Raw genomic sequence first — 25,641 nt, 5'->3', positions numbered from 1 at the left:
GTAGATAGTCAAGGCTGGCCGAAGGCCACCGCCGAAAGGCGGGGCGCAGCCGCCTTGACTACCGAGCACGATGCCGCATCCTCTGCGTTCGATCGATCCCTTGACACGCAAGACGGTAGATCTGCGCTCCGCTCCCGACAACGCTGCGCGTTGCCGGCGGCTCCGCTTGTCCGGGACGACAGCGGAGTAAAAAAGCGCGCGAGGCTCACTCCCTTCCGAATGCCCGCTTCAGCTCGACCTTCGCGCGCTCCAGCCGTGTGCGCTGCGTCTTCGGCAGCGTCTTGCCGGCGCGGTTGATGTAGAACGTCAGCATCGACAGCGCGGAGCGGTAGGCGCCGGTCTTGCGGCGGGCGCTGTGCTCGGCCGAGCGCTTCAGGGAGGCCGCGATCTTCCGGGGATCCCTGAGCTTGAACACGCCGCGCGTGAGATCGAGCGCGTCGCTCTCCTGCGTCACCCGCTGCGACCAGCGCTTCGGTGCTGCACGGCGACTTGACCTCTTGCGCGTCGTGCTCGCCTTGCGACGCGCGGTGCTGCGCGCGCCTGTCTTCCGCGCGCCTGTCTTCCGTGAATGTGTCGTCTTTCTGACCTGAGCCATGCGTCAACTCCTTGGAGCTCAATCGGAAACGGGTGTCCTTGGAGCCTGTTCCCGTGGGAACCGGGCCTCATCGCAAACGTTGTCGCAAGTGGCAGGCAGTATGCCGCACCCCCATGATCGGACCGACCCCGTCCACGTCCTGTGAACCGGGGCCGCCTCCATTGATCAGACGCAACAACCCCGATGGAATTGCAGCAAAACCCAGCGCTGAACTATGCACCCGTAGCCCCGGCGGTGACCGCGACCGACCGTATCGTCGAGACCAGCATTCCCTCGCGGCTCGACGCCCTGCCGTGGAGCGGCTTTCACACCCGCGTCGTGCTCGCGCTGGGCATCACCTGGATTCTCGACGGGCTCGAGGTGACTCTGGCCGGCGCGCTCTCCGGTGCGCTGAAGCAGAGTCCGTCGCTGCATTTCTCCAATCTCGATCTCGGCATCGCCAACTCCGCCTATCTCGCGGGCGCCGTGCTCGGTGCGCTTGGTTTCGGCTGGCTGACCGACCGCATCGGCCGCAAGAAGCTGTTCTTCATCACGCTTGCGCTTTATCTCTCGGCAACGGCCGCGACCGCGCTGTCATGGGATGTCGCGAGCTACGCACTGTTTCGCTTCCTCACCGGCGCCGGCATCGGCGGCGAATACACTGCGATCAACTCGACCATCCAGGAACTGGTGCCGGCTCGCTATCGCGGCTGGACCGATCTCGTCATCAACGGCAGCTTCTGGATCGGTGCTGCGATGGGCGCGGTGGCAGCCATCGTACTGCTCGATCCCGCAACGATCGGACCCGATCTCGGCTGGCGCCTGGCCTATCTCATCGGCGCGGCCATCGGCCTCGTCGTGCTGTTGATGCGAATGTGGATCCCGGAAAGTCCGCGCTGGCTGATGATCCATGGCCGTCCCGACGAGGCCCATGCCATCGTCGACGGGATCGAGCGCTCGGTGATCGGGCATGACCAGGATACGAGCGACGGGCGCTTCACCAAGATCCGCTTGAAGATGCGCGATCACACGCCGATCGCCGAGGTCGTCCACACGCTGTTCTCGGCCTATCGCCAGCGCGCGCTGGTCGGCCTCGTTCTGATGAGCGCGCAGGCGTTCTTCTACAACGCCATCTTCTTCACCTTCGCGCTGGTGCTAACCGATTTCTATGGCATCAGCGCCGATCACGTCGGCTGGTACCTGCTGCCCTTCGCTGCCGGTAATTTCCTCGGGCCCCTGCTGCTCGGCCGCCTGTTCGATACGCTCGGCCGCCGCACCATGATTGTGTTCACCTATGGCGCATCGGGCCTATTGCTGGCGCTGTCAGGCTATCTGTTCTCGATCGGCGTGCTGAGCGCGCAGGGGCAGACCATCGCCTGGATGGTGATCTTCTTCTTCGCTTCGCCCGCCGCGAGCGCGGCCTATCTCACCGTCAGCGAGAATTTTCCCTTGGAGGTTCGCGCGCTGGCGATCGCTGTGTTCTACGCCGTCGGCACCGGCATCGGCGGCGTGATCGGGCCGGCGCTGTTCGGCGCGCTGATCGATACGGGATCACGCACCAGCGTGTTCGCCGGCTATTTGCTGGGGGCAGTCCTGATGATCGTGGCTGCGATCGTGGCGTGGCGCTATGCCGTCTCCGCGGAGCGCAAATCGCTCGAACACGTCGCGCGCCCGCTCGCCTTTATGGAGTAGACTGATGAAATCGGAACTTGCGGAAATGGCGTTGGACCAGAAGCCCACCATCCTGGACGACGAGACGCCGGAAACGGTGCCGGTGCCGCATGCGCTGGTGCCGCATCTCGATGAAATCGCCATTCTGCTCGACATCGACGGCACGCTGCTCGACCTGATGCCGACGCCGCGCGAGGTGTGGGTGCCGCCGGGCCTGTCGGAAACGCTCAAGCATCTGACCGAGCGCACCTCCGGGGCGCTGGCGCTGGTCAGCGGCCGCTCGCTCAACGACATCGACCTGATCTTCGCGCCCGATGTGTTCCGCGCCGTCGCCGGCCACGGCGCGGAGATGCGGCTGTCGGTGGACAGTGAAGCGGATGATGTGCACGCGCCGCCGCTCGACAAGGAGTTGAAGCGGCGCCTTGCCGCCATCGCCAAGCTCAGCCCCGGCATCCTGCTCGAGGACAAGGGCTATTCGCTCGCGCTGCACTATCGCCTTGCGCCGCATGCGGAGAAGGCAATCTACGAATCCGTTTCGCTGATCCGCGCCGATCTGCCCAATGCGCCGATCGAGGTGCTGCCGGGCAAGTTCGTCTGCGAGATCAAGCATTCCGGCTTCACCAAGGCGAGCGGCGTGCGCGAATTGATGAAGCACGAGCCATTCAGCGGACGACGCCCATTATTCATCGGCGACGACGTCACCGATGAGACGGTGTTCGCGATCATGCCCGACATGGACGGGCTGGCCTTCTCGGTCGGCCGCCGCGCCATGGGCGTGAATGGCCACTTCGATGCGCCGAGCGATGTGCGAGCCTTCCTGGCGCGCCTGCTCGATCCGAGGTGAAACAAAGGCAGCGCCACCTCGCAGACATAAATACCCTCAGCGCCATTGCGCGCCGCAATGCATGCTGCGGAACAGAAACGGGAAAAGCTGTCGTTGCAGCGGAATTCCCGGGTTCCGCAAGCGAAACCAGTTCCAGCGCGCACGCCCGATTTTGGTTTCAATTGGTTGAAACGATGATCCGGAACCATATTGATGAACGGCAGTTAAACGGGGTGGAATGAACAGGAGGGGACGACCTGTGAACTTGATCGTCGTTTCAAATCGCGTCGCCCGCGGCAAACCGAACGAGCCCATGACGGGTGGCCTTGCGGCGGCATTGCTCCCTGTTGTGGAACATTCTGGTGCGATCTGGGTCGGTTCCTCCGGCCGGGTGCGTGACGGCCATCAGAAGGAACCCTTTGCCGAGATCGAGGCGCTCGGGACAGGCGCGATTGCGACGCTGGATTTGCCGGCGGCGCATTACGGCGGTTATTACGAAGGTTTCGCCAATTCGGCACTGTGGCCGGCGCTGCATTCGCGCAGCGACTTGATCCGCGTTTCGCGCGAGGATTATGTCAGCTATCGCGAGGTCAACGCGTTCATGGCGCGGGCCCTGCTGCGCTTTCGAAAAGCGAAGACAGCGTTCTGGGTGCAGGACTATCATTTCCTCGCGCTGGGCGCCGAGCTGCGCGACCTCGGCGTCGATGATCCCATTGGCTTCTTCCTGCATACGCCGTGGCCCGTCGCCGCGGTGATGCAGGGCGTGCCCAACCATCGCGAGTTGATCACGGCGATGCTGGCTTACGATCTGCTCGGCTTCCAGACCGAGGAAGATCGCCAGAATTTTCTTGGCTATGTCGGCGGCGAGCTCGGCCTCGCCATCGAGGACGGCGTTGCGATCTCGCAGCATGGGCGCACGCGCTGTGAGGTGTTTCCGATCGGCATCGATGCGGGGAAGTTCGCTGCCTATGCCGCGAAGTCGGCCTCGCATCCTGACGTATCGCGCCTGCGCCGCAGCCTCAACGGCGAGCGCCTTGCGATCGGCGTCGACCGGCTCGACTATTCCAAGGGCCTCGTCAACCGCATCAGCGCATTCGACCGGCTCTGGACCGAACAGCCGCAGTTTGCGCGCGGCATCTCGCTGCTCCAGATCGCGAACCCCTCGCGCGGCGGCATCGAGGCCTATGGCAATCTCCAGAACGAGGTCGCGCGCCTCGTCACCGACGTCAACGGCCGCCACGGCGAGGTCGATTGGACCCCGATCCGCTATTTGAACAAAGGCTTCAGCCAGGCCGTGCTCGCGGGTCTCTATCGCACCGCGCAGATCGGCGTGGTGACGCCGCTGCACGACGGCATGAACCTCGTCGCCAAGGAATATGTCGCCGCGCAAAACCCGGCCGATCCCGGCGTGCTGGTGCTGTCGAAGTTCGCGGGCGCGGCCAACGAGCTCGACGCCGCACTACTGGTCAATCCGCACGACATCGACGGCATGGCCCGCGCGATCGCTGTCGCCGCGGCGATGCAGCTCACCGAGCGCAAGATGCGCTGGGACGCGATGATGAAGAAGCTGCGCGGCCACACCATCCAGCAATGGTCCGCCGACTTCGTCGCCGGGCTCGAGAAGTGCCGCACCGAGAAGGCCGCCGTCGCCCCGCTCGCAGCCCAGCCGCCGCAGGCGCTGCGCTGGCTGAAATCGGCGATCTCGGGCGTGCGGTTGATCTAGGGAAGCTTGCGCTATCTCCTCTCCCCTTGCGGCAGACGATGAGGGGTATGTCTCCGCGAATCCGGAATCGTAGGGTGGGCAAAGGCGCACTTGCGCCGTGCCCACCATCGATCCAACACGCGACAGAAATGGTGGGCACGCTTCGCTTTGCCCACCCTACGATACCGAATGCGTGAAGAGGTACCCCTCATCTGGCGCGCGCCACCTTCTCACGACAAGGGGAGAAGGAAGGTCGATCTCAATAGCAATACGACACGCCATCCAGGATCGCGCACTGCCGCTTGTTCGGCGCGTTGGGATCGTCCAGGGGCACCACGCCCTTGCCCTGGCCGACGAACACGCCGGGCCCGACATGCACCGAGCTCTTGTTGCCGATGATGACGCTCTGATGCGGCGTCGAGCTCGAGCGCGTGCCGTCCGGCCAGATGATGGCGTTGCCGGAAAGCACCCCGCGCCGGCCGTTGTCGCAACTGACGTCGACGCCTTGGCGGGTGCAGACCTGGGCCAGGGCCGGGGCGGCAAGGGCGGAGCCAAGGGCCGAAATCAGTCTTAAGGCGGTGATGGTCTTGCAGATGGTCATGGCGTCCCCGGTCGTGTTTGGCGCTCTCACGTGAATCGTCGCGCCAAACCCGCCTGCGGTTCAGCCGTCCAGTGCAGCAGGCGTCGATCGGCGCCGGATATTCCCTCGTAAATACAACAAGTTGCGGAAAATTCACCCGATTTCCCCGCGATCCCTTGCAAAATCATCGGCGCCCCTTCAAGAGAGGGCGCTCCGGAGAGATGGCCGAGTGGCTTAAGGCGCACGCTTGGAAAGCGTGTGTGCGGGAAACCGTACCGTGGGTTCGAATCCCACTCTCTCCGCCACCCCATCAAAATCATCTCGTACCTGGAGGTGCAGTCAGGCCAGAAACTAGGCCGTTTTCCTGCATTTCCGGGGGCGGAGAACCCCCAGCGGTCATCCAATAAGGGCCTGAATGAATCCGGAGAACCGAATTTTCTCCGAATCTTTGAACCCGCAAAACCGGTCTAGTACGGCATTTCTCAGAAAATCAATGGCTCGACTGCGCGGCGGTTTGGATCCCTCTCGCTCAAGCGATGAGGACCTTTCGGCTTGGTGCGGTATGGCCCTTTCCCTTAACGCCGGCGGTATGAGATTCCGCGACTTCGGCGAAATTTCTGTTCGGGGCAACGAACGACGAGGTTGCCTTTGATCGGCCAGTGCGGGCGAGGGGACGACAATGCACTCACCGGCGGCTTTGACTGACCTCAGAGTCGATCCCATGGCGCCAGCGGCAAGAATTCTGAGGTCTCATTCGTTCCTTCTACGGACATTCTCAGTTATCGTTCAAAGTCGACTCAGCGGAGGGGCCGGCCAGGGAAGCCGTGGGCACGCAGTTCCGTCAGTGCTATCGCTGAGCGTTGCGATTCTAGGCGGGGCGAACGTCACTCATGGCAATCAAAAAATCTGATCTCTACTCCTCTCTTTGGGCTTCATGTGATGAGCTGCGCGGAGGCATGGATGCCAGCCAGTACAAGGACTACGTCCTGTTCATGCTGTTCATCAAGTATGTCTCCGACAAATACGGCGACTCTGATGACTTCGCTCCGCCTGTCACGATCCCGAAGGGCGCCAGCTTCAAGGACATGATCGCTCTCAAGGGCAAGAGCGACATCGGCGACAAGATCAACACCCAGGTTATCCAGCCGCTCATCGACGCCAATTCGCGCCTCGCCCGCACCGACTTTCCGGATTTCAGTGATCCGAACAAGCTCGGCGAAGGGCAGGCGATGGTGGACCGCCTCACCAATCTCATCGGCATCTTCCAGAAGCCGGAGCTCGATTTCTCGAAGAACCGCGCGGATAACGACGACATTCTCGGTGATGCCTACGAATACTTGATGCGGCACTTCGCCACCGAGAGCGGCAAGAGCAAAGGGCAATTTTATACCCCATCCGAAGTCAGCCGGGTCATCGCCAAAGTTATCGGCATTTCGCCGCAAAATGCTGTGGCTTCGACCACCGCCTATGACCCCACCTGTGGCTCCGGCTCGCTTCTGTTGAAGGTCGCTGCCGAGGCAGGGAAGCACATCACGCTGGAGGGGCAGGAGAAGGACGTGACCACGGCTGGTCTCGCCCGCATGAACATGATCCTGCATGACTTTCCGACGGCTAACATCCTGTCTGGCAACACACTCGCAGCACCCAAGTTTAAGGACGGCCAGCAACTCCGCACCTATGATTATGTGGTGGCCAATCCGCCGTTCTCCGACAAGACTTGGAGCACAGGCCTGACACCGTCTGCAGACCCATTCGCGCGCTTCCAGTGGGGCGAGCCGCCGGCCAAGCAGGGCGACTACGCCTACCTGCTCCACATCATCCGTTCGCTCAAGAGCACGGGCAAAGGCGCCTGCATTCTTCCACACGGTGTTCTGTTTCGAGGTGGCGCCGAAGCCGTGATCCGTACCCAGCTCGTGCGCTCGGGTTACCTCAAGGGAATCATCGGCCTGCCGGCCAACCTCTTCTATGGCACCGGTATCCCCGCCTGCATCCTAGTCATTGACAAGGAAAACGCCACAGCCCGCAGGGGCGTCTTCATGATTGACGCCAGCAAGGACTTCATCAAGGACGGCAACAAGAACCGCCTGCGTGAGCGCGACCTCCATCAGATCGTTGATGTTTTTACCAATGCGGAAACACATACAAGCTACTCCAGGCTTGTGCCGCATGACGAGATCGCGAAGAACGACTTCAATCTCAATCTGCCGCGATATATCGATACCCTGGAAGCGGAAGACATTCAGGATATCGGCGGCCACCTGCACGGTGGCATCCCCACGCGGGACATCGATGCCCTCGGCGACTACTGGACAATTTGCCCAGAGCTGCGTGATGCGTTGTTCAAGGTGAATCGCCCCGGCTATCACGACCTCCTCATCGAAGCCGCTCAGATCAAGGCGACCATCCACGAGCATCCACAGTTCGCTGCCTTCATCACCGGGTTGGAGGCTCATTTCAAGAAATGGTACGCTGCCGCAGCCGTTAGCCTGCGCCAGCTCAAGCGCGACTCCCTGCCGAAGGAAATCATCCGTGAGCATGCCGAAAACCTTCTTGCTCACGCCGAAGGCCGGCCGCTGATCGACGCTTACACGATCTATCAGCACTTGATGGACTACTGGGCAGAGATCATGCAGGACGACTGCTACATCATTGCCGCGGATGGCTGGGTGGCGAAACCCACGCGCAACGTGGAAACGGACAAGAAGGGCAAGACTAGGGACAAAGGTTGGACCTGTGACCTCGTCCCCAAGCCGCTCATCGTTGCCCGCTATTTTCCCAAAGAGCAGTCGGCCATCGACGCACAACAGGCTGCGCTGGACGTTGTCACTGCCAGCTTGGCCGAGCTAGAGGAGGAACACGGTGGCGAAGAGGGTTTCTTTGGTGCCCTGGACAAGATCGCCAAGGCCGAAGTCACCGCACGGCTCAGGGAAATCAGAGGCGATAGCGACGCCAAGGACGAAATTGCCGCTCTCTGGCAATGGCTAAAGCTCAGCACCGAGGAAGCTGACCTGAAGCGCAATATTCGCGAAAGCGAGGCTGCACTCGATCGTTTAGCTTATGACAAATATCCAAAACTGACGGAGGCCGAAATTCAGGCGCTCGTCATAGATGACAAATGGCTAGCCAAGCTTGCTGCCGCCATACAGGGCGAGCTGGATCGCGTTTCGCAAACACTGACAGGTCGCATCCGACTTCTTGCCGATCGCTACGCCGCTCCATTGCCGCAGATCATCGATGAAGTTGCGGTCCTGTCCGCCCGCGTGGATGGACACATCCACAAGATGGAGCCCAAGCTATTGGCTTCGTCCCACCGTAAGGTCGCAATCCGATGAAGCCCGGTTATAAGCAGACCGAGGTAGGCGTGATCCCTGAAGATTGGGAAGTTCGGCCATTTGCCGAACTCTTTGCGTTCAGAAATGGGGTCAACGCCGACAGAGCATCGTATGGACAAGGCGTTTATTTCATCAATGTCCTCGAGCCGATAACGTATTCACATATATATGGCCCAGAAATCACAGGGCAGGTTAGGTTGCCGGAGTCGGTTGTTGCCTCCTATGCGGTACGCCGGGGAGATGTCCTGTTTAACCGTACGTCAGAAACGCAAGAAGAGGTGGCATTAGCAGCAACCTACCTAGGGACCGAACGTGTTGTGTTTGGAGGATTCGTTATTCGCGGGCGACCGCTCGATCAGCGGCTGGACCCTGTTTACTCCGGCTATGCTCTTCGCGCTCCCTTTATCCGCGCTCAGATCATCCCAATGGGGCAGGGCGCCGTTCGCGCCAATGTCGGCCAGCAAAATCTCGGGCGCGTTCTCGCCCCTCTTCCATCCCTCACGGAACAACGTGCTATCGCAGAGGCGTTGAACGACATAGACAATTTGCTGCGAGCGCTTGATCGGCTCATCGCTAAGAAGCGCGACCTCAAACAGGCGGCGATGCAGCAGCTCCTTACTGGCGAAAGCCGCCTTCCTGGTTTTCAGGGCGATTGGGAAATGAAACGTCTGGCCAATCATATCGACCTACTTACCGGGTTTCCTTTTCCGAGTGGCAAATATTCGGACTCCGGTATCCGGCTTCTTCGCGGATCAAATGTCAAACGAGGCAAAACGGACTGGACTGAGGAGCTGGTGCAGCATTGGCCGGCGATAACGCCTGAACTTCAGCGTTACCAGCTGCGAGCGGGTGATTTGGTCATCGCAATGGATGGCTCGCTCGTTGGCAGAAGTTACGCGAGACTCAGGGAAAGCGATCTACCCGCAATGCTTCTACAGCGAGTAGCTCGCATTAGGTCCAAGACGATCGATGTCAGCTACCTGACTCAGATCGTCGGAAGCAGACGCTTCGTCGACTATTGTGACTCTGTGAAGACCGTAACCGCTATCCCTCATATCAGTTCTGCTGATATTCAGAATTTTGAGATCGCGATGCCGCCTACACTCGCTGAGCAAGCCGCCATCGCCGAAGTGCTGAGCGAAATGGACGCCGAGCTAGTCGGATTAGAGCGTCGCCGGGACAAGACGCTGGCTCTCAAGCAAGGCATGATGCAGGAACTCCTTACTGGAAGGACACGACTCGTTTCACCAAGAGAAGTTCATGTCTGATCAACCTCGCTCCGAACGCCACACCCAGAACCGCGTCATCAGTCTGTTCACCGACACGGCGCGGCCTGATTGCCTCGGTTACCGCTATCTCGGGGAGTGGCATAAACGAGAGAACAATCGCCCTATCGAGACCGCACTGCTGCGCGAGAATTTGAAGGCACGAGGCTATACCGACGTACATATTGCTGCCGCCCTACAAAAGCTGGAGGCGGCCGCCGACGCCACCGGTATCACCCTCTATCAGGCCAACCTGCGAACATATCAGTTACTGCGCTATGGCGTGCCGGTGCAAACCGCCGTCGGGCAGCCCCACGAGACGGTCCATCTGGTGGATTGGGAGTGTCCGGGGGCGAACGACTTCGCCTTGGCTGAAGAGGTGACCCTGCGCGGCGGCTATCAGCGGCGGCCCGATATCGTACTTTACTTGAACGGCATCGCCATCGGGATGATCGAACTGAAGCGTGGTTCAGTGGAGCTGGCCGATGGCATCCGGCAACTCGAAACCAATCAGGAAGAGATTTTCAACAAAGGGTTCTTCAGCACCGTCCAGTTGGTCTTCGCCGGCAACGACTCGCAGGGGCTGCGTTACGGCACCGTCACTACCGAGGCGAAGTTCTTCGTGGAATGGAAGGCCGCTGCCGACAAGATGCCGCTGGCGGCAGGCTCGCTGCTCGATAGGCCGCTCGCGGAGATGTGCGAAAAGAGCCGGCTGCTCGACCTGATCCGTAATTTCGTCATTTTCGACGGGGGCAGAAAGAAAGTGCCCCGCGTGCATCAATTCCATGGCGTCAAGGCGGCGCAGGCGCGCATCGAAAAGAAAGAAGGGGGCGTCATTTGGCACACCCAGGGGAGTGGCAAGAGCATCCTGATGGTGCTTATCGCCAAGTGGCTGCTGGAGCACGACCCTGAGGCCCGCATCCTCATCGTCACTGATCGCGACGAATTAGATAAACAGATCGAAGGCGTGATGCGCAACGCCAACGTAATTGGCGCAAACGCACCGTCGCCTCGGATCACGTCACGGCGCGAATTTGTCGAGAAACTAGGTGCGCCGATCCCTCGGCTGCTTTGCGCGCTGCTGCATAAATTCCAACCGGACCTCTCGATACCGCCGCCGCCGACGCACGGACGCTTTTACGTCTTTGTCGATGAATGCCACCGCACCCAGGGCGGCGACATGAACAAGCAAATGAAGCGCTGGCTGGAAAATGCGATCTTCATCGGATTTACCGGTACGCCGCTCCTGCGCAAGGACAAGCAGACGACCAGCGAAGTCTTCGGCACCTACATCCACACTTACAAATTTCAGGATGCGGTTGCAGACAAGGTGGTGCTCGATCTCAAATATGAAGCCCGAGATGTGCCGCAGCGGCTCACGTCACGGAAGGCCATCGATGCTTGGTTCGAGCAAAAAACAAAGGCGCTAAACAACTTTCAACGTGCTGTCCTGCGAAAGCGATGGGCGACAATGGAAGAGCTGATGAGTTCGGGCGAGCGCAAGCAACGCATCATCGCGAGCATCATCCATGATTTCGGCGTGAAGCCGCGGCTCGACAATGACCGCGGCACCGCCATCCTGGTGGCGGCGTCGATCTACGACGCATGCCATTACTACCGTCTTTTCCAGAATACATCGTTCGGCCAATATTGCGGCATCATCACGTCGTTTGAGCCAAACCACAACGCGATCTCACGCGAGCCTGCGAATAGCGATGAGCGTTACAAGTTCGACACCTACACCAAGCATGTCCTCAAGAACGGCCAGACGACCAAAGCTTATGAGGATGAGACCAAGCGGCGCTTCATCGAGGAGCCCGCCAATTGCAAGCTGTTGATCGTCGTCAGTAAGCTGTTGACCGGATTTGACGCCCCGAGCTGCACTTACATTTATCTCGACAACGAGCTGCACGACCACAACCTGTTCCAGGCGATCTGCCGAACTAACCGGCTTGACGGCGACGACAAGGATTTCGGCTACATCGTGGATTTTAAGGAGCTGTTCCAGGACGTGCAGAACTCCATCGCCGTCTATAGCTCCGATGAACTCGACATCGATGTTGACGGCAAAGATGGCAACGTAATCGTCAAGGATTGGCTTGTCGAGGGCAAGGCGCAGCTCGATGCCGCTCGCGAGGCGCTTCGCTATTTGTGCGAGCCCGTGGCGCAGCCGCGCGAGATGGAGCAGTACCTTCAATATTTCTGCGGTGATGCCAGCAGTGCGAATGCTCTCGTCGAGACCGAGCCGTTACGGGTCGCTTTCTATAAGGCCGTCGCGACCTTTCTGCGTACTTATGCAGACATCGCCCAGAATCTTGGAGAAGCGGGATATTCAGCCGCTGAGATCACCGCTCTGGTGCAAGAAACTCAAGTTTACAGCGATACACGCGCCGCCATCAAACGGCACTCAGGCGAGGAATTGGATATCAAGCCTTTTGAATCCGATATGCGCCACCTCATCAATACCTACATTCAGGCGGATCCGGCGGACGATCTTGGAAATCTTAACTCGCTGTCGCTGACCGAATTGATCATTGAGACGGGCATTCACGATGCCATCGCGCGCAAGTTGAACGAGAAGGGGAAATTGTCCAAAAATGCCATTGCTGAGGGCATTATCAACAACGTCCGCAAGACAATCATCCGCGATCAGCTCACGGACCCGCGCTTCTACGAGGAAATGTCGAAACTGCTCGACGATCTGATCAGGCAGAGCCGGACAGACGCAGCAGCGTACGAGGAGTTCCTAAGAAAAGCCGAGCAGTTGGTGGTCCAATTGGGGAAGAAAGGTTCGGCTGGCAGCATCCCGGCCGTTCTTCATGGTAAGCCTGAGGCCACCGTGCTCTTCAACAATCTGGCCAGTCTGCCAGCGATGACCTTCCAGTGTCCGCCTGACGAGAACGGCAAGGCGAAACTCGCGCTAGACGTTGATCAGGCCATGCGTGAGCGTGCACCGGCAGCTTGGAAGGGCGACGAGATCAGGGAGAAGCAGGTATTGAACGCGCTTTTTCCGATCATGGGGCGGGATCGCTTGGCGACGCAGAGCATTTTCGAGATCATCAAGAACCAGCCCGGCTACTGATGACAGAAAAAATCGAACTCGGAGAAATCTCTATCGCGGTGACGCGGAAAGGGATCAAGAACGTCCACCTTTCTGTACATCCGCCGCATGGCCGTGTGACCCTGGTAGCCCCGACTGCCACGCGGCTGGAAGTGGCGCGGGCTTACGCGATCTCTAAGCTCGGCTGGATTCGTGAGCAACGACAGAAATTGGCGGCTCAGGCTCGGGAGACGCCGCGGAAATTTGTCAATCGGGAGAGCCACTTTCTGTGGGGACGGCGCCACCTTCTCACGGTTGTGCACGCCGACTGCAAACCGTATGTCTCCCTTGACCATAGGCGAATGATTCTGACCGTGCGCCCCGGAAGTAACGCCGCCAAGCGGGCTGACGTTATGCATGAGTGGCATAAGACCTTGCTCCATAAGCAAGTGCCGCCCGTTATTGAGAGATGGGAGCAAAGGCTCAAGGTGGATGTTCGAGGCTACTTCCTGCAGCGGATGAAGACCAAGTGGGGTAGCTGTAATCACCGAGCTGGTCACATTCGTCTAAACACCGAGTTGGTGAAGAAGCCAAAAGATCTTCTGGAATATGTGATCGTCCACGAGATGGTTCACCTTATCGAACCCACTCACAGTGATCGTTTCATCTCGATCCTTGAGGAACACTATCCTACCTGGCGCGAAGCCAGGGCGGAACTCAACGAGTTGCCGCTAACGGCAGAGGCCTGGAATGAATGAGGCTTTCTGCGTTGGGTAATAGCCAGATGACGAGCTTAGCAGGCGCGCAAATTCCATAACATTCGATTTGCGAATCTGCCCAGCATGTAGGAGGCTAGCTCGCGCGCTCTCAGGTAGGCGGGCGCATGGGAGGAGGGCTTTGGCGACTGACGGGTACGACATCATCGGCGATATTCACGGTCATGCGGACGCTCTACAGCGCCTTTTGCGTGTTATGGGCTATGATGAGAGGGACGGCCTGTTTCGCCATCCTGAGCGTCGGATCATCTTCGTCGGCGATTTTGTCGACCGTGGGCCAAACCAAATTGCGGCTCTCCAAATCGCAAAAAGCATGTGCGACGCTGGCTTGGCACTTGCGGTCATGGGTAACCACGAATTCAACGCACTAGGATGGGCCGAGCCTGATGGAAACGGAAGCTTTCTCCGGCCTCACACGGAAAAGAACGCTCGCCAGCACAAGGAATTCCTGAGACAGATCGAAGAGGGCTCGACAGCGTACGAGCAAGCACTCGAGTGGTTCAGAACCCTGCCAGTATGGATCGATCTTCCGGGATTGCGAGTCGTCCATGCCTGTTGGAGCGAAACCGCCCAAGCAAAGCTGTCTAGCCATCTGGACGCCACCAATCGGTTTACTCCGGAAGGTCTCCACGAAGCTAGCCGACGCGGCTCGATAGCCTACAGCGCGGCGGAGGTCCTATTGAAGGGGCCAGAATTGCCTCTTCCAGACGGACGTTCGTTCCTCGACAAGGATGGCCATGAGCGCCGTGAAGTTCGTATTCGCTGGTGGGATCGTAAGGCTTTAACGTTTCGGGACGCGGCACTTGGGATGGAGGGTGAAGAGGCGAGTTTGCCTGAACTGCCGATACCGACCGAGTATCACTACCGGAAAAACAAGCCCGTCTTCTTCGGTCACTATTGGCTGCAAGGCACGCCAGCTCTCGCTAGTGACTATGCTGCCTGTTTAGATTTCAGCGTCGCAAAAGGCGGCTTCTTGACCGCTTACCGCTGGTCAGGTGAGGAGAAGCTTTCGCCTGGCAATCTTGTCTGGGTAAATGGCAGCTAATCTAGATCGATGCCGAAGACCTGACCTTGCTCTTGCCAGTCGATCGGAATGGACTTCAAGAGTTGGGCGAGCTCGAGCTTCTCCGGCTGTAGGCCGTTTAGGATCGCCTCCGTGAGCGCCGGCGACAGCAACGTCAATCGAAGCACCCGGCAGAGATAGGACTCATTGATTTTCTCTGCCTTCGCCAGTTCGCGCACCGAGGCAAACAGATTTGCTTCGAGCATGTTGCGCCAGCGATGAGCCCGGACCAGCGCTTTGACAAGCGTATTGTCGACCCTGGGCGGAGGAGGCGCCCAGGGCGGTGTGTTTGCCGGCGTCACCATGCGCTTACGGCCGCCCTGGCGACGGAATGAAATCGGGATGCTCACGGTCATTGTCCGGCCATCGCGGCCGAGCTTCGCTCGACCGATAGGGCCGAGGGTGATGGTCGTCGGTCGGTTCATTCGGCTGCCTGCTGGAAGGGCTGCGGCTGCAATTCCGAGGAGAGCGAAGTTAGCCCTTGGATCTTCAAGGTAATGTCCATCCGCCCGGCATGCATGTCGATGCGCTCGACGAGCAGCTGGACAATGCGCGCCTGTTCGGCTGGAAACAGCTCGTCCCAGAGTTCGTCAAAGCCAAGCAGAGTGCTCCGCACTTCCGCCTCGCTAACGTCGGCGGCCTGCTTGCGCAGAGCGCGCCAAGTCTGAACGATAACTTCAGGGGTTTGCAGCAGCAGACGAACCTGATCAATGATGATCCGCTCTAACTCGGCCGCAGGCACCAGCTTGACGGGACAGTCTGATCTGCCCTGCTTCATTGCGGTCTGGCTGATGTAGTAGCGATAGAGCCGGCCAGACTTTCGGGTGTGTGTCGGCGACATCGCCGCGCCATCCGGCCCAAACAACAGCCCCTTCAGCAGGGCGGGGGTTTGTGCCCGGCTGTTGTTCGCGCGCTTGCGCGGGCTCTCCTTGAGGATGTCGTGGACCTGATCCCAGAGCTTCCGATCGATGATCGCTTTGTGCTCGCCTGGATACGAGGTACCCTTGTGAACAGCCTCGCCAAGATACACCCGGTTGTGGAGGATTTTATACAGCACCCCCTTATCCAGGAGGTGCCCATATCGGGTTCGTTCGTTGGCGACGACGAGCTCACGAGCCAGCAGGGTCGCGGACTTGAGCTGCACGAAGCGCCGAAAAATGGCCCTAACCCGCTCGGCATCGACCTCGTGAATCAGCAATTTGCGATCGCGGACTTCGTAGCCGAGCGGCGTCCAGCCGCCCATCCATTTGCCACGCTTGCGAGAGGCCGCCACTTTGTCGCGGATCCGTTCGCCGATCAGCTCGCGTTCGAACTGGGCGAACGTCACCAGGATGTTCAGCGCCATGCGGCCCATGGCATCTTTGGTGTTGAAGGATTGGGTAACGGATACGAACGTCACGCCATGGCGTTCGAACAGTTCGACTAGGTTGAGGAAATCGAGCATCGACCGCGAAAGCCGATCGATCTTGTAGACGACAATGACGTCTATCTTGCCGGCTTGGACGCCAGCTAGAAGCCGTTTGAGGGCTGGTCGTTCAAGGGTGCCACCCGAGAAGCCGCCATCATCGTAGCGATCGGAAACCGCCGTCCAGCCTTCTGCTCGCTGGCTAACAATGTAAGCCTCACACGATTCGCGCTGCGCATCGAGTGAGTTGAAATCCATGTCCAGGCCTTCCTCGCTCGACTTCCGGGTATACACTGCGCAGCGAACCTTGCGAGTTGCAGACCGGGTCGAGTCGGGTTGTTCAAAGGCGCTGGCGAACGGGTTGGCTGGGCGCCTTTGCAGTCGGCGGGCGGTCATTTGCCAACCGAATTCTTGAGGCCGAAGAACACCCAGCCATTCCACTGGGTGCCGGTGATCTGGCGGGCAACTGAGGACAGAGACTTGTAGGGGCGGCCGAGATATTCGAAATCGTCATGGCGGACGGTGACGCAGTGCTCCACGCCCTCCCATTCGCGGATCAGCTTGGTCCCGGCGACTGGCCGCAGCAGCGGCCGCGCTTTGCGCTCCGCCGGTTTTTGGTCGGCATATTGCTTGGCCATGGCTTTGAGCCGCTCGGTGGTTTCCCGGCTCAGGCCGCCATAGGCCAATTCCTGAATTCGGTAGGCCAGCCGGCTCTCCAGGAAGCGGCGGTTATAGGCAGGGGGCTCCGAATCGAAGAGCTCGCGCCAGCGGGCCTTTAGAACGGGGGCGGAGGCGCCTTTCAGGGCTGCCAACTGCGACAAAATGGTCTCTTTCACGGGCTAACTTCCTGGGCTTTTCGGGCCACATCACCCTCAGACTGTTCGTCACAGTCGAGCAGAGTTTTTGTCCCACAACGGCTTTTTTGACTGGACTTTCGCTCGGAAAGACGCTGGTGGGCGGCCGCAAGAATGGCCGCGATTTCGCGGAGGTCGTTGTCCGAATCGGTCATGGACTGAGTCCCAAGGGGCTCATACCGTGTACTCGACAGCTTTTTAGGGCGTCTCGGTTGAAAAATGGCAGTGAAAGGAAGAAGAATCCCTGCCTGTTGATTTGGAGATTCTCTCCCGAGTCATGGCGGTCTCAAAATACATCGACTTCGTGGACCTCGTTGATGGGTGGTCGGAGCAAAGCGGTGAGCTGCCATTGCTCACCCTGCGCCGCATCTGCGACTGGGCGATCTCCGGCCATTTTCCAGAAGGAACATTTCTGCTGCCGAACGGCGAGCCGATCGACCTTCTTGAGCTGTATTGGGCGATGAAAAGAGAGATCGGAGCGCACGCCCCGATTGACCGGGACTACGCAGCTAAGCTCCTCAATCGGATCATCGTCAGCAAGTCTGGGATACGCAAGTTTTGTGAGCACCACGGGATAGAGCTACCTCCGGGCGTCGGGTCATTAACCTCGAGTCTACGTCGTCTGGTCGCAAAGCCGCGACACCTCGGCCCCCCCGATTGTCCCGGTGGGCCTGCCGCTGCGGTCCGTCGAGAAGCCATCGACTTGGCGACGGCCGGCTTAGACGCTTCGGAAGATCTCATTGCAGCTACACAGCATTCCATCCAAGGGGCGCCCGAACGCGAACTCGATCCTTGGTGCGATGATGGCCCAAAGTTCGAAGCACGTGACGAACCGGACCTACCCGCAAAGCCTGGCGAACTCGGGAGCGAATGGAAGGGCGTCGATACCGCGGCACGGCCTGCGTGCGAGGTAATTTCAGAACCAACTCAAGTGTTTGACTCCCAGACCAGGCGGAGCGCCGGCCGTCCACCCGGTTCCGGCTCCTATCAAGCAGGAGATCTAGAGCTGGTCGAGGAGATGCGTGCTGATATCCTTGCAGGCAAACATACATCGATCGCAGCCGCGGCGCGGGCTCGAGTATCGCGAGCGGCCGGGTTTGGCAGCGAGGCCTCGAAGGAAAAGCGTCTTACGACGAGATATTCCGAGCGTTATCCCGCCTGACCCCGTTTATCTGCTTTTCTCCTCCATTTAACTTCCGAGACTGGGCGATCCTATCTTGGCTAGCTGTCGACGCGCTGGATCGCGGAATGGTCCGCCTGCAAGCCGGCGCCGAACAGTGCTGGCCGATGCCTTTTCAACCCAACGATATTTTGCTTGCCTTCAAGCACATTGCGATGTCGGAACTGCTCAATGGTACCGAGAAGCAGTTCGCGGTTTTTCTCATCGATAGTTTCAATCGGAAGACCGGCCGGTGTGATCCTTCGGAAGAAACGGCCGCTCACATACTGAAATGCAGCACGCGGACAATCATCAGGGCTGGCAATCGCCTCGTGGAAGCCCAGTTGTTCCGTAAGCGCAAGCATGCCGGCAACCGGCATTGCAACAGCTACGAGCCGAACTGGGAAGCCTTCCGCGAGTTCGAACGGCGCTACAAGCTCCGACGGAAAGAGTGGGCTGCTCGTTTTGAGCGTCCAAGCTTGTCACCTTCACAATGCCAACCTTGTCACTCTCAGGCTGACAGTCTCGGCTCCTCAACCTGCCAATCGCGTCACAGTCAGCCCGACAACGGTGTCATACAAACCTCTTCCATCAACTCTATTGAAGGAATGGATCCCACTAATCATATCTCATCAACCTTGAGGAACGACGCTCGCAATGAGCATCTCCCGCGCTGGAATAGAAGCAGGCTTGGCGATGAAGGAAGCGCTTCTGATGCCTCCCTTCGCTATAGCGGGCAGCGTACAAATTCTGCAGCAGCGGCGGCGGAGGTGTCAGCCACTCGTAGGTGGAATAACGATCTACTGAATGAATTCCGCTCGACGCCAACGTTGGCCGTGATCGTGGATGCGATGGACCTTCCCATGCAAGAAGCGGCTACGGCTGCCGAACTGAGACAGAGGGGAGGGGGCCGCGATTACATTGTTGAAGAACTGTTGGCTCGTGGAGTGTTGCGACGTGTCTAGGGCCACGGGTCCTTCCGGCTTTCAGATCGCTCGCGGGTAATTCGCACCCCGCCACTGCGGTAGCTGAAGGCACCGAAAAGTTAGGTTGACAAGGTTGACGCGGTTGACAGTCAGGTTGACAGGACTGCTCGAAAGTTTAGGTGAGGGGCTTCGGGACCGCCCTAGTTCACACGCAAAAAGTTCAGAAACAAATACAAGAAGCTCACTTGGCTTGAGAGGGATGGGAGTGGTGAGATCCTCAGCCGGAAGCAGCGCAAAGACCGGCCCCACTCACACCCGCAGTTTTTTTCCCGTCGAGCAAGAAATTCAGCGCATGGAGCACGTAGCGAGCCCGGTTTGAGAAAAGTATGTTCGAATTATCAATCGTTTGCGGGATACGAGAACCAAGGAGTGGGTTGAGAGCGGAATTGTTTTCTGACCGTAGGCCGCGCTTACCGAATAGCCGGTGCGGCATTCATGACTCAAGTGCTCAAACGGGATTTGGCCCCGCCATCAAATCCGTGCTTTCGTACGAGCACCCCGAGAACTTAGTCCTCTTCGACATCGCTCTTGTAGACCTTATGCAGCTTCTCGAGTTCGATATTGATGCTTCTAGATTTGAGGGCCGCGCTCCTTGTAGAAAATAATTTTCCTAGCGAGGGCTTTAGCTCACCGAATCGCGCATGGTGAAACTTTCGATGGCAACCGGGGCACAGCGCCACAATGTTCTCCGGAACGTCTAAGCTGACCTTAAAATCATTCTGGCACTGCATCGGGATCAAGTGGTGAGCTTCAACGAATGGCTTTTTGGTTTTTCGTGAAGTAAAGGTTGCATGAATCGGCTCAACTTCGCATTGATGGCCCGCTGCCTGAATTGCGATCGCAGCCATTTCAGGATCGCGTTTGTACTTCCCGGTTTCCCTACCGGCGACCTTCGGAGGAGGGGGTAGGCTCCCTGTCGGTAACGACTTGCTGGGTAGGACTGTAGCGATTTCGTTAGCTGCCTCCTGATAGTCGTCCGAGGACATCGATTCGAGATGATCAAGTAAGTTAGGGCCCAGCTTCACGACCAGCTCGTCGTACAAGTCTAACAGCTGAATGAGGTCGTCTCGAAATTGGGCTTCAGAAATTACATCGCCGACGCCATAGCGGCGACTAACGATAGCACCGCTTTCATAGCCCTTTCCCAATTCCCTGGTAGCGGATAGATCGAGGGGGCCTGCAATAAGATCCGGAGCAATGGATAGGTTTTGGATTGCTAAGCCGGCAACTTGCGAAACCTTCCTATTCCCTACTTTGTCTCCGAAGGCCTCGCGGAATTGGGTGAAGCCCTGGTTCAGTGAGAGGAAGCAATTCTGCATATCCTGACTGAAGAGCAGGACAACATAGTAGCCGCGCTCAGTTGATTTGGTGATATCTCTCCGTAGAACGGCAACCCATGGGATATAGGACAGGGTCCGGTTCAACTGGCCCACCGATCCATAAACCCGATACTTCGTGACATCTCTTCCCGAGCCGGAAACCAATTGCCTAATTAGCTGAGGCAGGTCCTTGGTGATGATGTTGTCAACGGCGAGGGCCTCCCCAGGCCTTAAGCGACGCCTGGCCTTAACTCCTCCGATTTCTTCTTCGGAGTTCAAAAGATAGTCCTCAAAGACCTTGTCGAGCTCAAGCATTGTTTCCCCCATCGGAGCGATGCTACCATGGGATGTGCGCTATTGAACGCGACGAAAGTAGCGGACGGCTAGGTCACTGGCCGACTTCTTCCATAACAACTAATTTTCCGAATCCGGCCAAGCCGCGCGACCCGTGCGCCAGGCCGCCGCAAGCCTGTACCTCGCCAAGCGCTTCCCTTTTTCGGGCCGGTTCGGTAATCCAGCCTTGATGTTTGGAGGCGTCCGTCGGGAGCACTCGACGCCATCGTGGCAGGGCTCGACATCCTGATATCGAGAAGCGAGAGGGGCTTTGACGGGAGCAGTCGAGGGAGATTGGCGCAAGGTTAGAGAGGGCATCCTTCGGCGCGACAAATTTAAATGCGTCGAATGCGAGACGCCATGCAGCCGCGGTGACGCTGACATTCATCATCTCCTTCCACGATCGGCCGGTGGTACCGATGAACCTTCAAACTTGGTGACTCTGTGCGACGGCTGTCATGCGGCACATCATCCCAAACTTGCTGCCGGACTAGGTCGCCGCGCCATCGAACGGTGGGCCGTGAGACTGGCCCGATGGCTCGATCGCCGGGGTGAGGTCCCCGAGGAGGGCCAGAACTTCGGGCCGGCGCTCCGGTTATTCGGCTTAGATCGCTTTCGGGACGGTCAGCTGGCGGTCGTCCAAGCAGCCCTTGCGGGTCGATCGATTCTGGTTGTCAGCCCGACGGGTTTTGGCAAGACGCTGTGCTTTCAATTGCCGGCAGTTTTGCGACGGCAGGTCAGCGTGGTCGTGTCTCCCTTGAAAGCGCTCATGGGCGAGCAGGTCTCCGCGTTGCTGAGGCGCAAGATTCCATCCAGCTTTATCAACAGTGACATTGACGTGGATGAGAAGCGCCTTCGCTACCGGCTGTTGGCGAGCAACCATATTAAGTTGCTGTATGCGGCGCCGGAACGGTTCTTTGTTCGAAATCTCAATGAGCAACAGCTGCTGCGGTCACTTCGGCCCGCGTTTTTGGTGATCGACGAAGCTCACTGCGTTGACCAGTGGGGCGTGGATTTTCGGCCGGAGTATGGCCGTCTCAAGGAGGTTCGCGAAGCGCTGGGGTCGCCGCCGGTTTTGGCGTTCACGGCGACGGCTGGACAGGACATGCAAGAACGCATCCTGAAGTCGCTCGGTATCCCGGACGCGCAAGTATTCGTGCGCGGAGTTGACCGACCCAACATTGCGCTTTGTCGATGGAGCGTGGCAGTCGACGAACGTCCTGGAGTTATCGCGCAGCTTTGTCGCGTTCGTATGCCAAGTCGCGGTAAGGTGATGATTTTCGTACCAACCCGGAAGATTGGGGAGGCGCTACAAAAGCATCTTAGCGAACAGGGTTTAAGAACGCCGTTCTATCATTCGCAGCTCGGTGACGCCTGGAAGCGGGAGCAGCTCTTGAAGAGATTCTCCGGGGAAAGTCGGCCGGAGGTCGATCGAATCATCTGTACGAGCGCGTTCGGTATGGGCCTCGACATCAAAAACGTTCGCTTGGTCATCCATTGGCAGCATCCATCTTCCATTGAGGACTATCTTCAAGAATTCGGACGCGCCGGCCGAGACGGCAAAGCCTCTGTTGCAGTGCTGCTGCACGATCGGAGCAATACGCGGCGCGACATCGGTCTTTTGCAGTTTATGGCTGATCGGGCGGTGGGGAACGCCCAATTGTCGCCTGCCGAGGCCTTAGCCGCGTCAAACCACAAGGCCACTCAAATCGATCGAATGGCACGCCTAACGACGTGCCAGGGATGCTTCCGGGAGGCTCTTGTTGGATATTTCATGGGACCCAGGCGAGCTGAACGCAGGAGCTTTTCAACTTGGCTGCTAGAACTCGTGTTTGCGGATCGCGGAGTGCAGCAGCAGAGGGCAGATTGTTGCGATTCGTGCCAGCAGCGCTTCATCAGCCGCCAGGGGCCGCTTGCCTTCGTCCGCAAAGTGCTCTGCGACTAATTGCCGGTCGGCCCTAGGCAGACTTCTTCCATAACATCTCATATCCGAAGATCGCGCGGAAGAATGCATGGCTTCACCTGCGTCGTGAAAAACGCCCGGCTTCGCAAAAGTGACTCCGGTCGAAAGAGGACCCGCGCGGCAGCATGTCGCGTCGGGTGCTAGACAGCCCATTCTCCTCGAAGCAAACGCAGGCTCCCATCTTCGCCCGGAGCCTTCGACTAACGTCGGGCCCCTTTAGTATGACAGAGATGGTTGCGAGGTGCTAGCGTTCAGCTAATAGTAGAATCAATCGTCCGGAGGAGGTTAGCGTGATGGTTGATGCGGGCCGTGGCTTCGAACATCTCGTACTCGAATTTTGCAAAAAGAATTGGCAAAACGTCCAGGAGAACCGAAGCTTTGATGGCCGTGAAGTGGACATCATGGTTGACTCCGGTTCTGAGCATCTTGTGATTGAATGCACGATCGACCGGTCGAAGAAGAAGGCGGAAAACGACATCGGCAAAATTCGTGATCTGCGGCGTCCAATATTTGGGGATGCGCCCACCAAACCGATCAAGGGCTTCTTTATAACGCCTACGGATCCCTCACCGGAAGTTCACCGCGTAGCTGAGCAAAATGGATCGTGGATCACGGCATGCTCTCTGCCCGCGTTCATCAATCAATACAACTGCAGCTCGACATATCTTATCGAACGTTCGAAACGCCCATTCGGAAGCGTTCGCAATCCAACAGATGACAGTCTCGAGGTCTCTCGCAATCAATTCGTGAGCGTGCCCCTGCGCGTTGCAGGAACGGAGCAAGAGCTGTCGCTCGACCGCCTCATCGAGGATCTCGTCCAGAAGAAGCGCTCTAGGATCGTAGTCACCGGCGATTTCGGCGTCGGGAAAAGCATGACGTTTCGAGAACTCTTCTTCCGCTTACAAGAAAAATTCAACAATGGCGAAATCACACGATTCCCTCTCTATATCAACTTGGCCGATTCCGCGCTTGATGATCACGACGATGCAGTGGATTTGATCGAGCGTCACGCCAAATGGGTTGGTCTTAGGGGGGAGCGCGATAAGCTCGTTCACGCGTGGGCGTCGGACGGCTGCGTTGTGATTTTGGATGGTTTCGACGAGCTTATTCGGACAGGGTTCACGCGACTGACGACATCTTCCAAGGACATTCGGTTTGCGTCGTCACACATAATACGCGCATTCATTCAAGACTCACCCCCTCAGACACCGATTTTCATTTCGGGCCGAGAAAGCTATTTTGCAACCTTCGATGAGATGAAGGACAGTCTCGGTGCTTCACTGTTCTCGCACGTATCACTGCACGATCTAAACGAAAATGAAGTTAAGGCACTATTTCGCAAGATCCTTCCGAAAGCGAGAGACCCGATCATACTAGAGTGGCTACCACAGCGTCCGTTGTTGCTGTCGTATATCTATTTTCAACTGCGGGATCATGAGAGTGATTTGGATGGCATTCTGTCCCCTCCCTCCCCTGGGGAAGGATGGAACAGCTTGCTCGATAAGCTTTCGAAGCGAGAGACAAAGGTGGCGCGCGGTGCGGAGCCAGCACAGATCCGGCGTCTCGTAGAACGCGTGGCATTGCATGCTCGGACTAACATCGCCGATGTTGGGCGGGTGACTAGTCTCCACGTCGCGCAGGCTTTCAGGGAAGTGTTTCAGATGGAGCCTGATCTGTCTGTTCAGCAGGTGTTGATGCGATTGCCGGGTCTAACAGCGGGAAGGTCCAACGAAGAGCGAAGCTTTATCGACCAAGCGTTCTTCGAGGCAGCCCAGGGTGGTTCGATCGTAGAAGCCGTGGCGATCCTCTCGAGCCGGGATAAGCAATACATAAGGTCTGAACCGGTTCGCCCTCTTTTGGAATCTCTTTTGAACACACGGTCAGCAATCTCCGATCTGACCGTAGATGTCGTTATCTCAGCCCTCAAGGCGACCAATCAGTTAGGCGCTCTAGGTATCGCTTTGCTGGAGGCCTCGACGGATCATACTCTGAGTAGAGGGAATTTGCTTGCGGATCTGCTGTTGTGCGCGATGAGAGAGCCGGATGTCTGCCTAAGGAGTGACCTTCGCTCGGTGCATGTTCGAAGCGCACTGCTGCCGGCAATAGAGATTGAAGCGGCTACGGCAAGCCGCCTGCGCCTCCACTTTGAGGATTGTGTGATTGAGCAGCTAGATCTCTCTGCAGATTTTTCTGCGCTCAAGACCGTGCAGTTCGGCAATAGCCGAATCGGACTTCTATATTGTTCCTCAGCTATAGCCGAGCACCTGGAGGGGCTAGGAATTCGAAGCGATAAGATCGCGACGCTAGAAATCGCCGATGGCACGAACGCCGATGTGTTGGGAATGGCAATTCCCGACCATTTCAAAGTGCTCAAGATCTGTCTTCGAAAGCTGTTTCGTCAGCCGGGATCCGGAAGAAAGCGCGCCGCATTCTTTCGTGGGATTGGCAAGCTTGACCCCAGCCTCGTGGAGAAGTGCCTCATAAATTTAGCAAAGCATAAAGTCACTTATACCAGTGGGCGAGAAAAATCTGATGGTTCTATCGTCCATCCTAACAGAGCTCACACTAAGCGGGCCAATTTCTTGATTGATACTCTTGCAGCCCCCGACGACGTGCTGTTGGACTTCTAGATTCAGTAGTCATAGGACGTGCCGTCTGAATGCCATTGATCGAGTTTTTCCATAACTCCCATCTCCGATTGGTGTAGTCTTGATGACCTTCGTAGGCTGCGTGGCGACATTGGCAGATCCGCCAATCAGCGGACCTTTCAAGGACCAACGTGTGGTAAGGCGCGCC

At 58.1% G+C, this 25,641-nt stretch carries 20 protein-coding genes and 1 tRNA gene; 13 read left to right on the top strand and 8 right to left on the bottom strand.

What is annotated here, in order from left to right:
* Nucleotides 1–205: 205 nt before the first annotated feature.
* A complete protein-coding gene (locus CVM73_RS33660) occupies nucleotides 206–595 on the bottom strand; it encodes a DUF3175 domain-containing protein (RefSeq protein ID WP_100236070.1) in 390 nt (129 codons plus the stop codon).
* A 183-nt stretch (nucleotides 596–778) separates the two neighbouring features.
* Here CVM73_RS33660 and CVM73_RS33655 point away from each other — a divergent pair, with 183 nt between their 5' ends.
* Together CVM73_RS33655 and otsB are read left to right on the top strand one after the other, a co-directional pair.
* Nucleotides 779–2,266, top strand: a complete 1,488-nt coding sequence (locus tag CVM73_RS33655; protein ID WP_100236069.1) for an MFS transporter — start codon at nucleotides 779–781, stop codon at nucleotides 2,264–2,266.
* 4 nt (nucleotides 2,267–2,270) lie between these two features.
* A complete protein-coding gene (gene otsB / locus CVM73_RS33650; protein ID WP_100236068.1) occupies nucleotides 2,271–3,089 on the top strand; it encodes a trehalose-phosphatase in 819 nt (272 codons plus the stop codon).
* A gap of 36 nt (nucleotides 3,090–3,125) precedes the next feature.
* Here otsB and CVM73_RS40535 read toward each other — a convergent pair whose 3' ends face one another.
* Nucleotides 3,126–3,383, bottom strand: a complete 258-nt coding sequence (locus tag CVM73_RS40535) for a hypothetical protein (protein WP_167407208.1) — start codon at nucleotides 3,381–3,383, stop codon at nucleotides 3,126–3,128.
* Between CVM73_RS40535 and CVM73_RS33645 the strand changes: the two genes are divergently transcribed.
* Nucleotides 3,328–4,791 (top strand): trehalose-6-phosphate synthase, encoded by a 1,464-nt coding sequence (locus tag CVM73_RS33645; protein ID WP_167407210.1) that lies wholly within the window; start codon nucleotides 3,328–3,330, stop codon nucleotides 4,789–4,791. The genes CVM73_RS40535 and CVM73_RS33645 overlap by 56 nt on opposite strands.
* Before the next feature lie 238 nt (nucleotides 4,792–5,029).
* On the opposite strand, the gene CVM73_RS33635 is transcribed toward CVM73_RS33645, so the two are convergent.
* Nucleotides 5,030–5,371 carry a hypothetical protein gene (locus tag CVM73_RS33635; RefSeq protein ID WP_100236066.1) on the bottom strand — a complete coding sequence of 114 codons (342 nt, stop codon included), beginning with the start codon at nucleotides 5,369–5,371 and terminating at the stop codon, nucleotides 5,030–5,032.
* A 194-nt stretch (nucleotides 5,372–5,565) separates the two neighbouring features.
* On the opposite strand from CVM73_RS33635, the gene CVM73_RS33630 reads away from it, so the two are divergent.
* The 6 genes from CVM73_RS33630 to CVM73_RS33605 all read left to right on the top strand — a co-directional run bounded on the left by CVM73_RS33630 (nucleotide 5,566) and on the right by CVM73_RS33605 (nucleotide 14,808).
* Nucleotides 5,566–5,655, top strand: a tRNA-Ser gene (locus CVM73_RS33630).
* Between the two features lie 585 nt (nucleotides 5,656–6,240).
* Nucleotides 6,241–8,682 carry an N-6 DNA methylase gene (locus CVM73_RS33625; RefSeq protein ID WP_100236065.1) on the top strand — a complete coding sequence of 814 codons (2,442 nt, stop codon included), beginning with the start codon at nucleotides 6,241–6,243 and terminating at the stop codon, nucleotides 8,680–8,682.
* Nucleotides 8,679–9,950 (top strand): restriction endonuclease subunit S, encoded by a 1,272-nt coding sequence (locus tag CVM73_RS33620; protein WP_146006701.1) that lies wholly within the window; start codon nucleotides 8,679–8,681, stop codon nucleotides 9,948–9,950. The genes CVM73_RS33625 and CVM73_RS33620 overlap by 4 nt, the downstream gene beginning before the upstream one ends.
* Nucleotides 9,943–13,029, top strand: a complete 3,087-nt coding sequence (locus CVM73_RS33615; RefSeq protein WP_100236064.1) for a type I restriction endonuclease subunit R — start codon at nucleotides 9,943–9,945, stop codon at nucleotides 13,027–13,029. Before CVM73_RS33620 ends, CVM73_RS33615 begins: the two co-directional genes overlap by 8 nt.
* Nucleotides 13,029–13,745: a M48 family metallopeptidase gene (locus CVM73_RS33610; protein ID WP_100236063.1), complete on the top strand. Its 717-nt coding sequence runs from the start codon at nucleotides 13,029–13,031 to the stop codon at nucleotides 13,743–13,745. Before CVM73_RS33615 ends, CVM73_RS33610 begins: the two co-directional genes overlap by 1 nt.
* Nucleotides 13,746–13,884: 139 nt before the next feature.
* A complete protein-coding gene (locus CVM73_RS33605; RefSeq protein ID WP_100236062.1) occupies nucleotides 13,885–14,808 on the top strand; it encodes a metallophosphoesterase in 924 nt (307 codons plus the stop codon).
* Here CVM73_RS33605 and CVM73_RS33600 read toward each other — a convergent pair.
* Genes CVM73_RS33600 through CVM73_RS39875 form a run of 4 tightly spaced genes read right to left on the bottom strand, consistent with a single transcriptional unit; the run spans nucleotide 14,805 to nucleotide 17,240 of the window.
* Nucleotides 14,805–15,251, bottom strand: a complete 447-nt coding sequence (locus CVM73_RS33600) for a hypothetical protein (RefSeq protein WP_100236061.1) — start codon at nucleotides 15,249–15,251, stop codon at nucleotides 14,805–14,807. The two genes, CVM73_RS33605 and CVM73_RS33600, sit on opposite strands and share 4 nt — an antisense overlap.
* Nucleotides 15,248–16,627: a recombinase family protein gene (locus tag CVM73_RS33595; RefSeq protein WP_208639273.1), complete on the bottom strand. Its 1,380-nt coding sequence runs from the start codon at nucleotides 16,625–16,627 to the stop codon at nucleotides 15,248–15,250. Before CVM73_RS33595 ends, CVM73_RS33600 begins: the two co-directional genes overlap by 4 nt.
* A complete protein-coding gene (locus CVM73_RS33590; RefSeq protein WP_100236059.1) occupies nucleotides 16,624–17,067 on the bottom strand; it encodes a DUF2924 domain-containing protein in 444 nt (147 codons plus the stop codon). Before CVM73_RS33590 ends, CVM73_RS33595 begins: the two co-directional genes overlap by 4 nt.
* Nucleotides 17,064–17,240 carry a hypothetical protein gene (locus CVM73_RS39875; RefSeq protein ID WP_158237640.1) on the bottom strand — a complete coding sequence of 59 codons (177 nt, stop codon included), beginning with the start codon at nucleotides 17,238–17,240 and terminating at the stop codon, nucleotides 17,064–17,066. The genes CVM73_RS33590 and CVM73_RS39875 overlap by 4 nt, the downstream gene beginning before the upstream one ends.
* A gap of 122 nt (nucleotides 17,241–17,362) precedes the next feature.
* On the opposite strand from CVM73_RS39875, the gene CVM73_RS33585 reads away from it, so the two are divergent.
* Complete coding sequence (locus tag CVM73_RS33585; RefSeq protein WP_100236058.1) at nucleotides 17,363–18,247, top strand: hypothetical protein; 885 nt, start codon at nucleotides 17,363–17,365, stop codon at nucleotides 18,245–18,247.
* Nucleotides 18,248–18,333: 86 nt separating this feature from the next.
* Complete coding sequence (locus CVM73_RS39445) at nucleotides 18,334–19,209, top strand: helix-turn-helix domain-containing protein (RefSeq protein WP_146006700.1); 876 nt, start codon at nucleotides 18,334–18,336, stop codon at nucleotides 19,207–19,209.
* A gap of 527 nt (nucleotides 19,210–19,736) precedes the next feature.
* On the opposite strand, the gene CVM73_RS33575 is transcribed toward CVM73_RS39445, so the two are convergent.
* The gene (locus tag CVM73_RS33575; protein ID WP_158237639.1) at nucleotides 19,737–20,864 is read right to left on the bottom strand and encodes an MrcB family domain-containing protein; all 1,128 of its coding nucleotides are present in this window, start codon (nucleotides 20,862–20,864) and stop codon (nucleotides 19,737–19,739) included.
* 289 nt (nucleotides 20,865–21,153) lie between these two features.
* Between CVM73_RS33575 and CVM73_RS33570 the strand changes: the two genes are divergently transcribed.
* Both CVM73_RS33570 and CVM73_RS33565 read left to right on the top strand, forming a co-directional pair.
* On the top strand, nucleotides 21,154–22,827 hold the full coding sequence (locus tag CVM73_RS33570; RefSeq protein ID WP_245452503.1) for a RecQ family ATP-dependent DNA helicase: 1,674 nt from the start codon (nucleotides 21,154–21,156) through the stop codon (nucleotides 22,825–22,827).
* A 311-nt stretch (nucleotides 22,828–23,138) separates the two neighbouring features.
* Nucleotides 23,139–25,475: an NACHT domain-containing protein gene (locus CVM73_RS33565; protein WP_100236055.1), complete on the top strand. Its 2,337-nt coding sequence runs from the start codon at nucleotides 23,139–23,141 to the stop codon at nucleotides 25,473–25,475.
* The last annotated feature ends 166 nt before the right edge of the window (nucleotides 25,476–25,641 follow it).

It is taken from the genome of Bradyrhizobium forestalis (genome assembly GCF_002795245.1).
In the GTDB taxonomy this organism is placed as follows: domain Bacteria; phylum Pseudomonadota; class Alphaproteobacteria; order Rhizobiales; family Xanthobacteraceae; genus Bradyrhizobium; species Bradyrhizobium forestalis.
The sequence above is the reverse complement of the archived record's forward strand: the minus strand, read 5'-3'. Positions and strand labels throughout refer to the sequence as shown.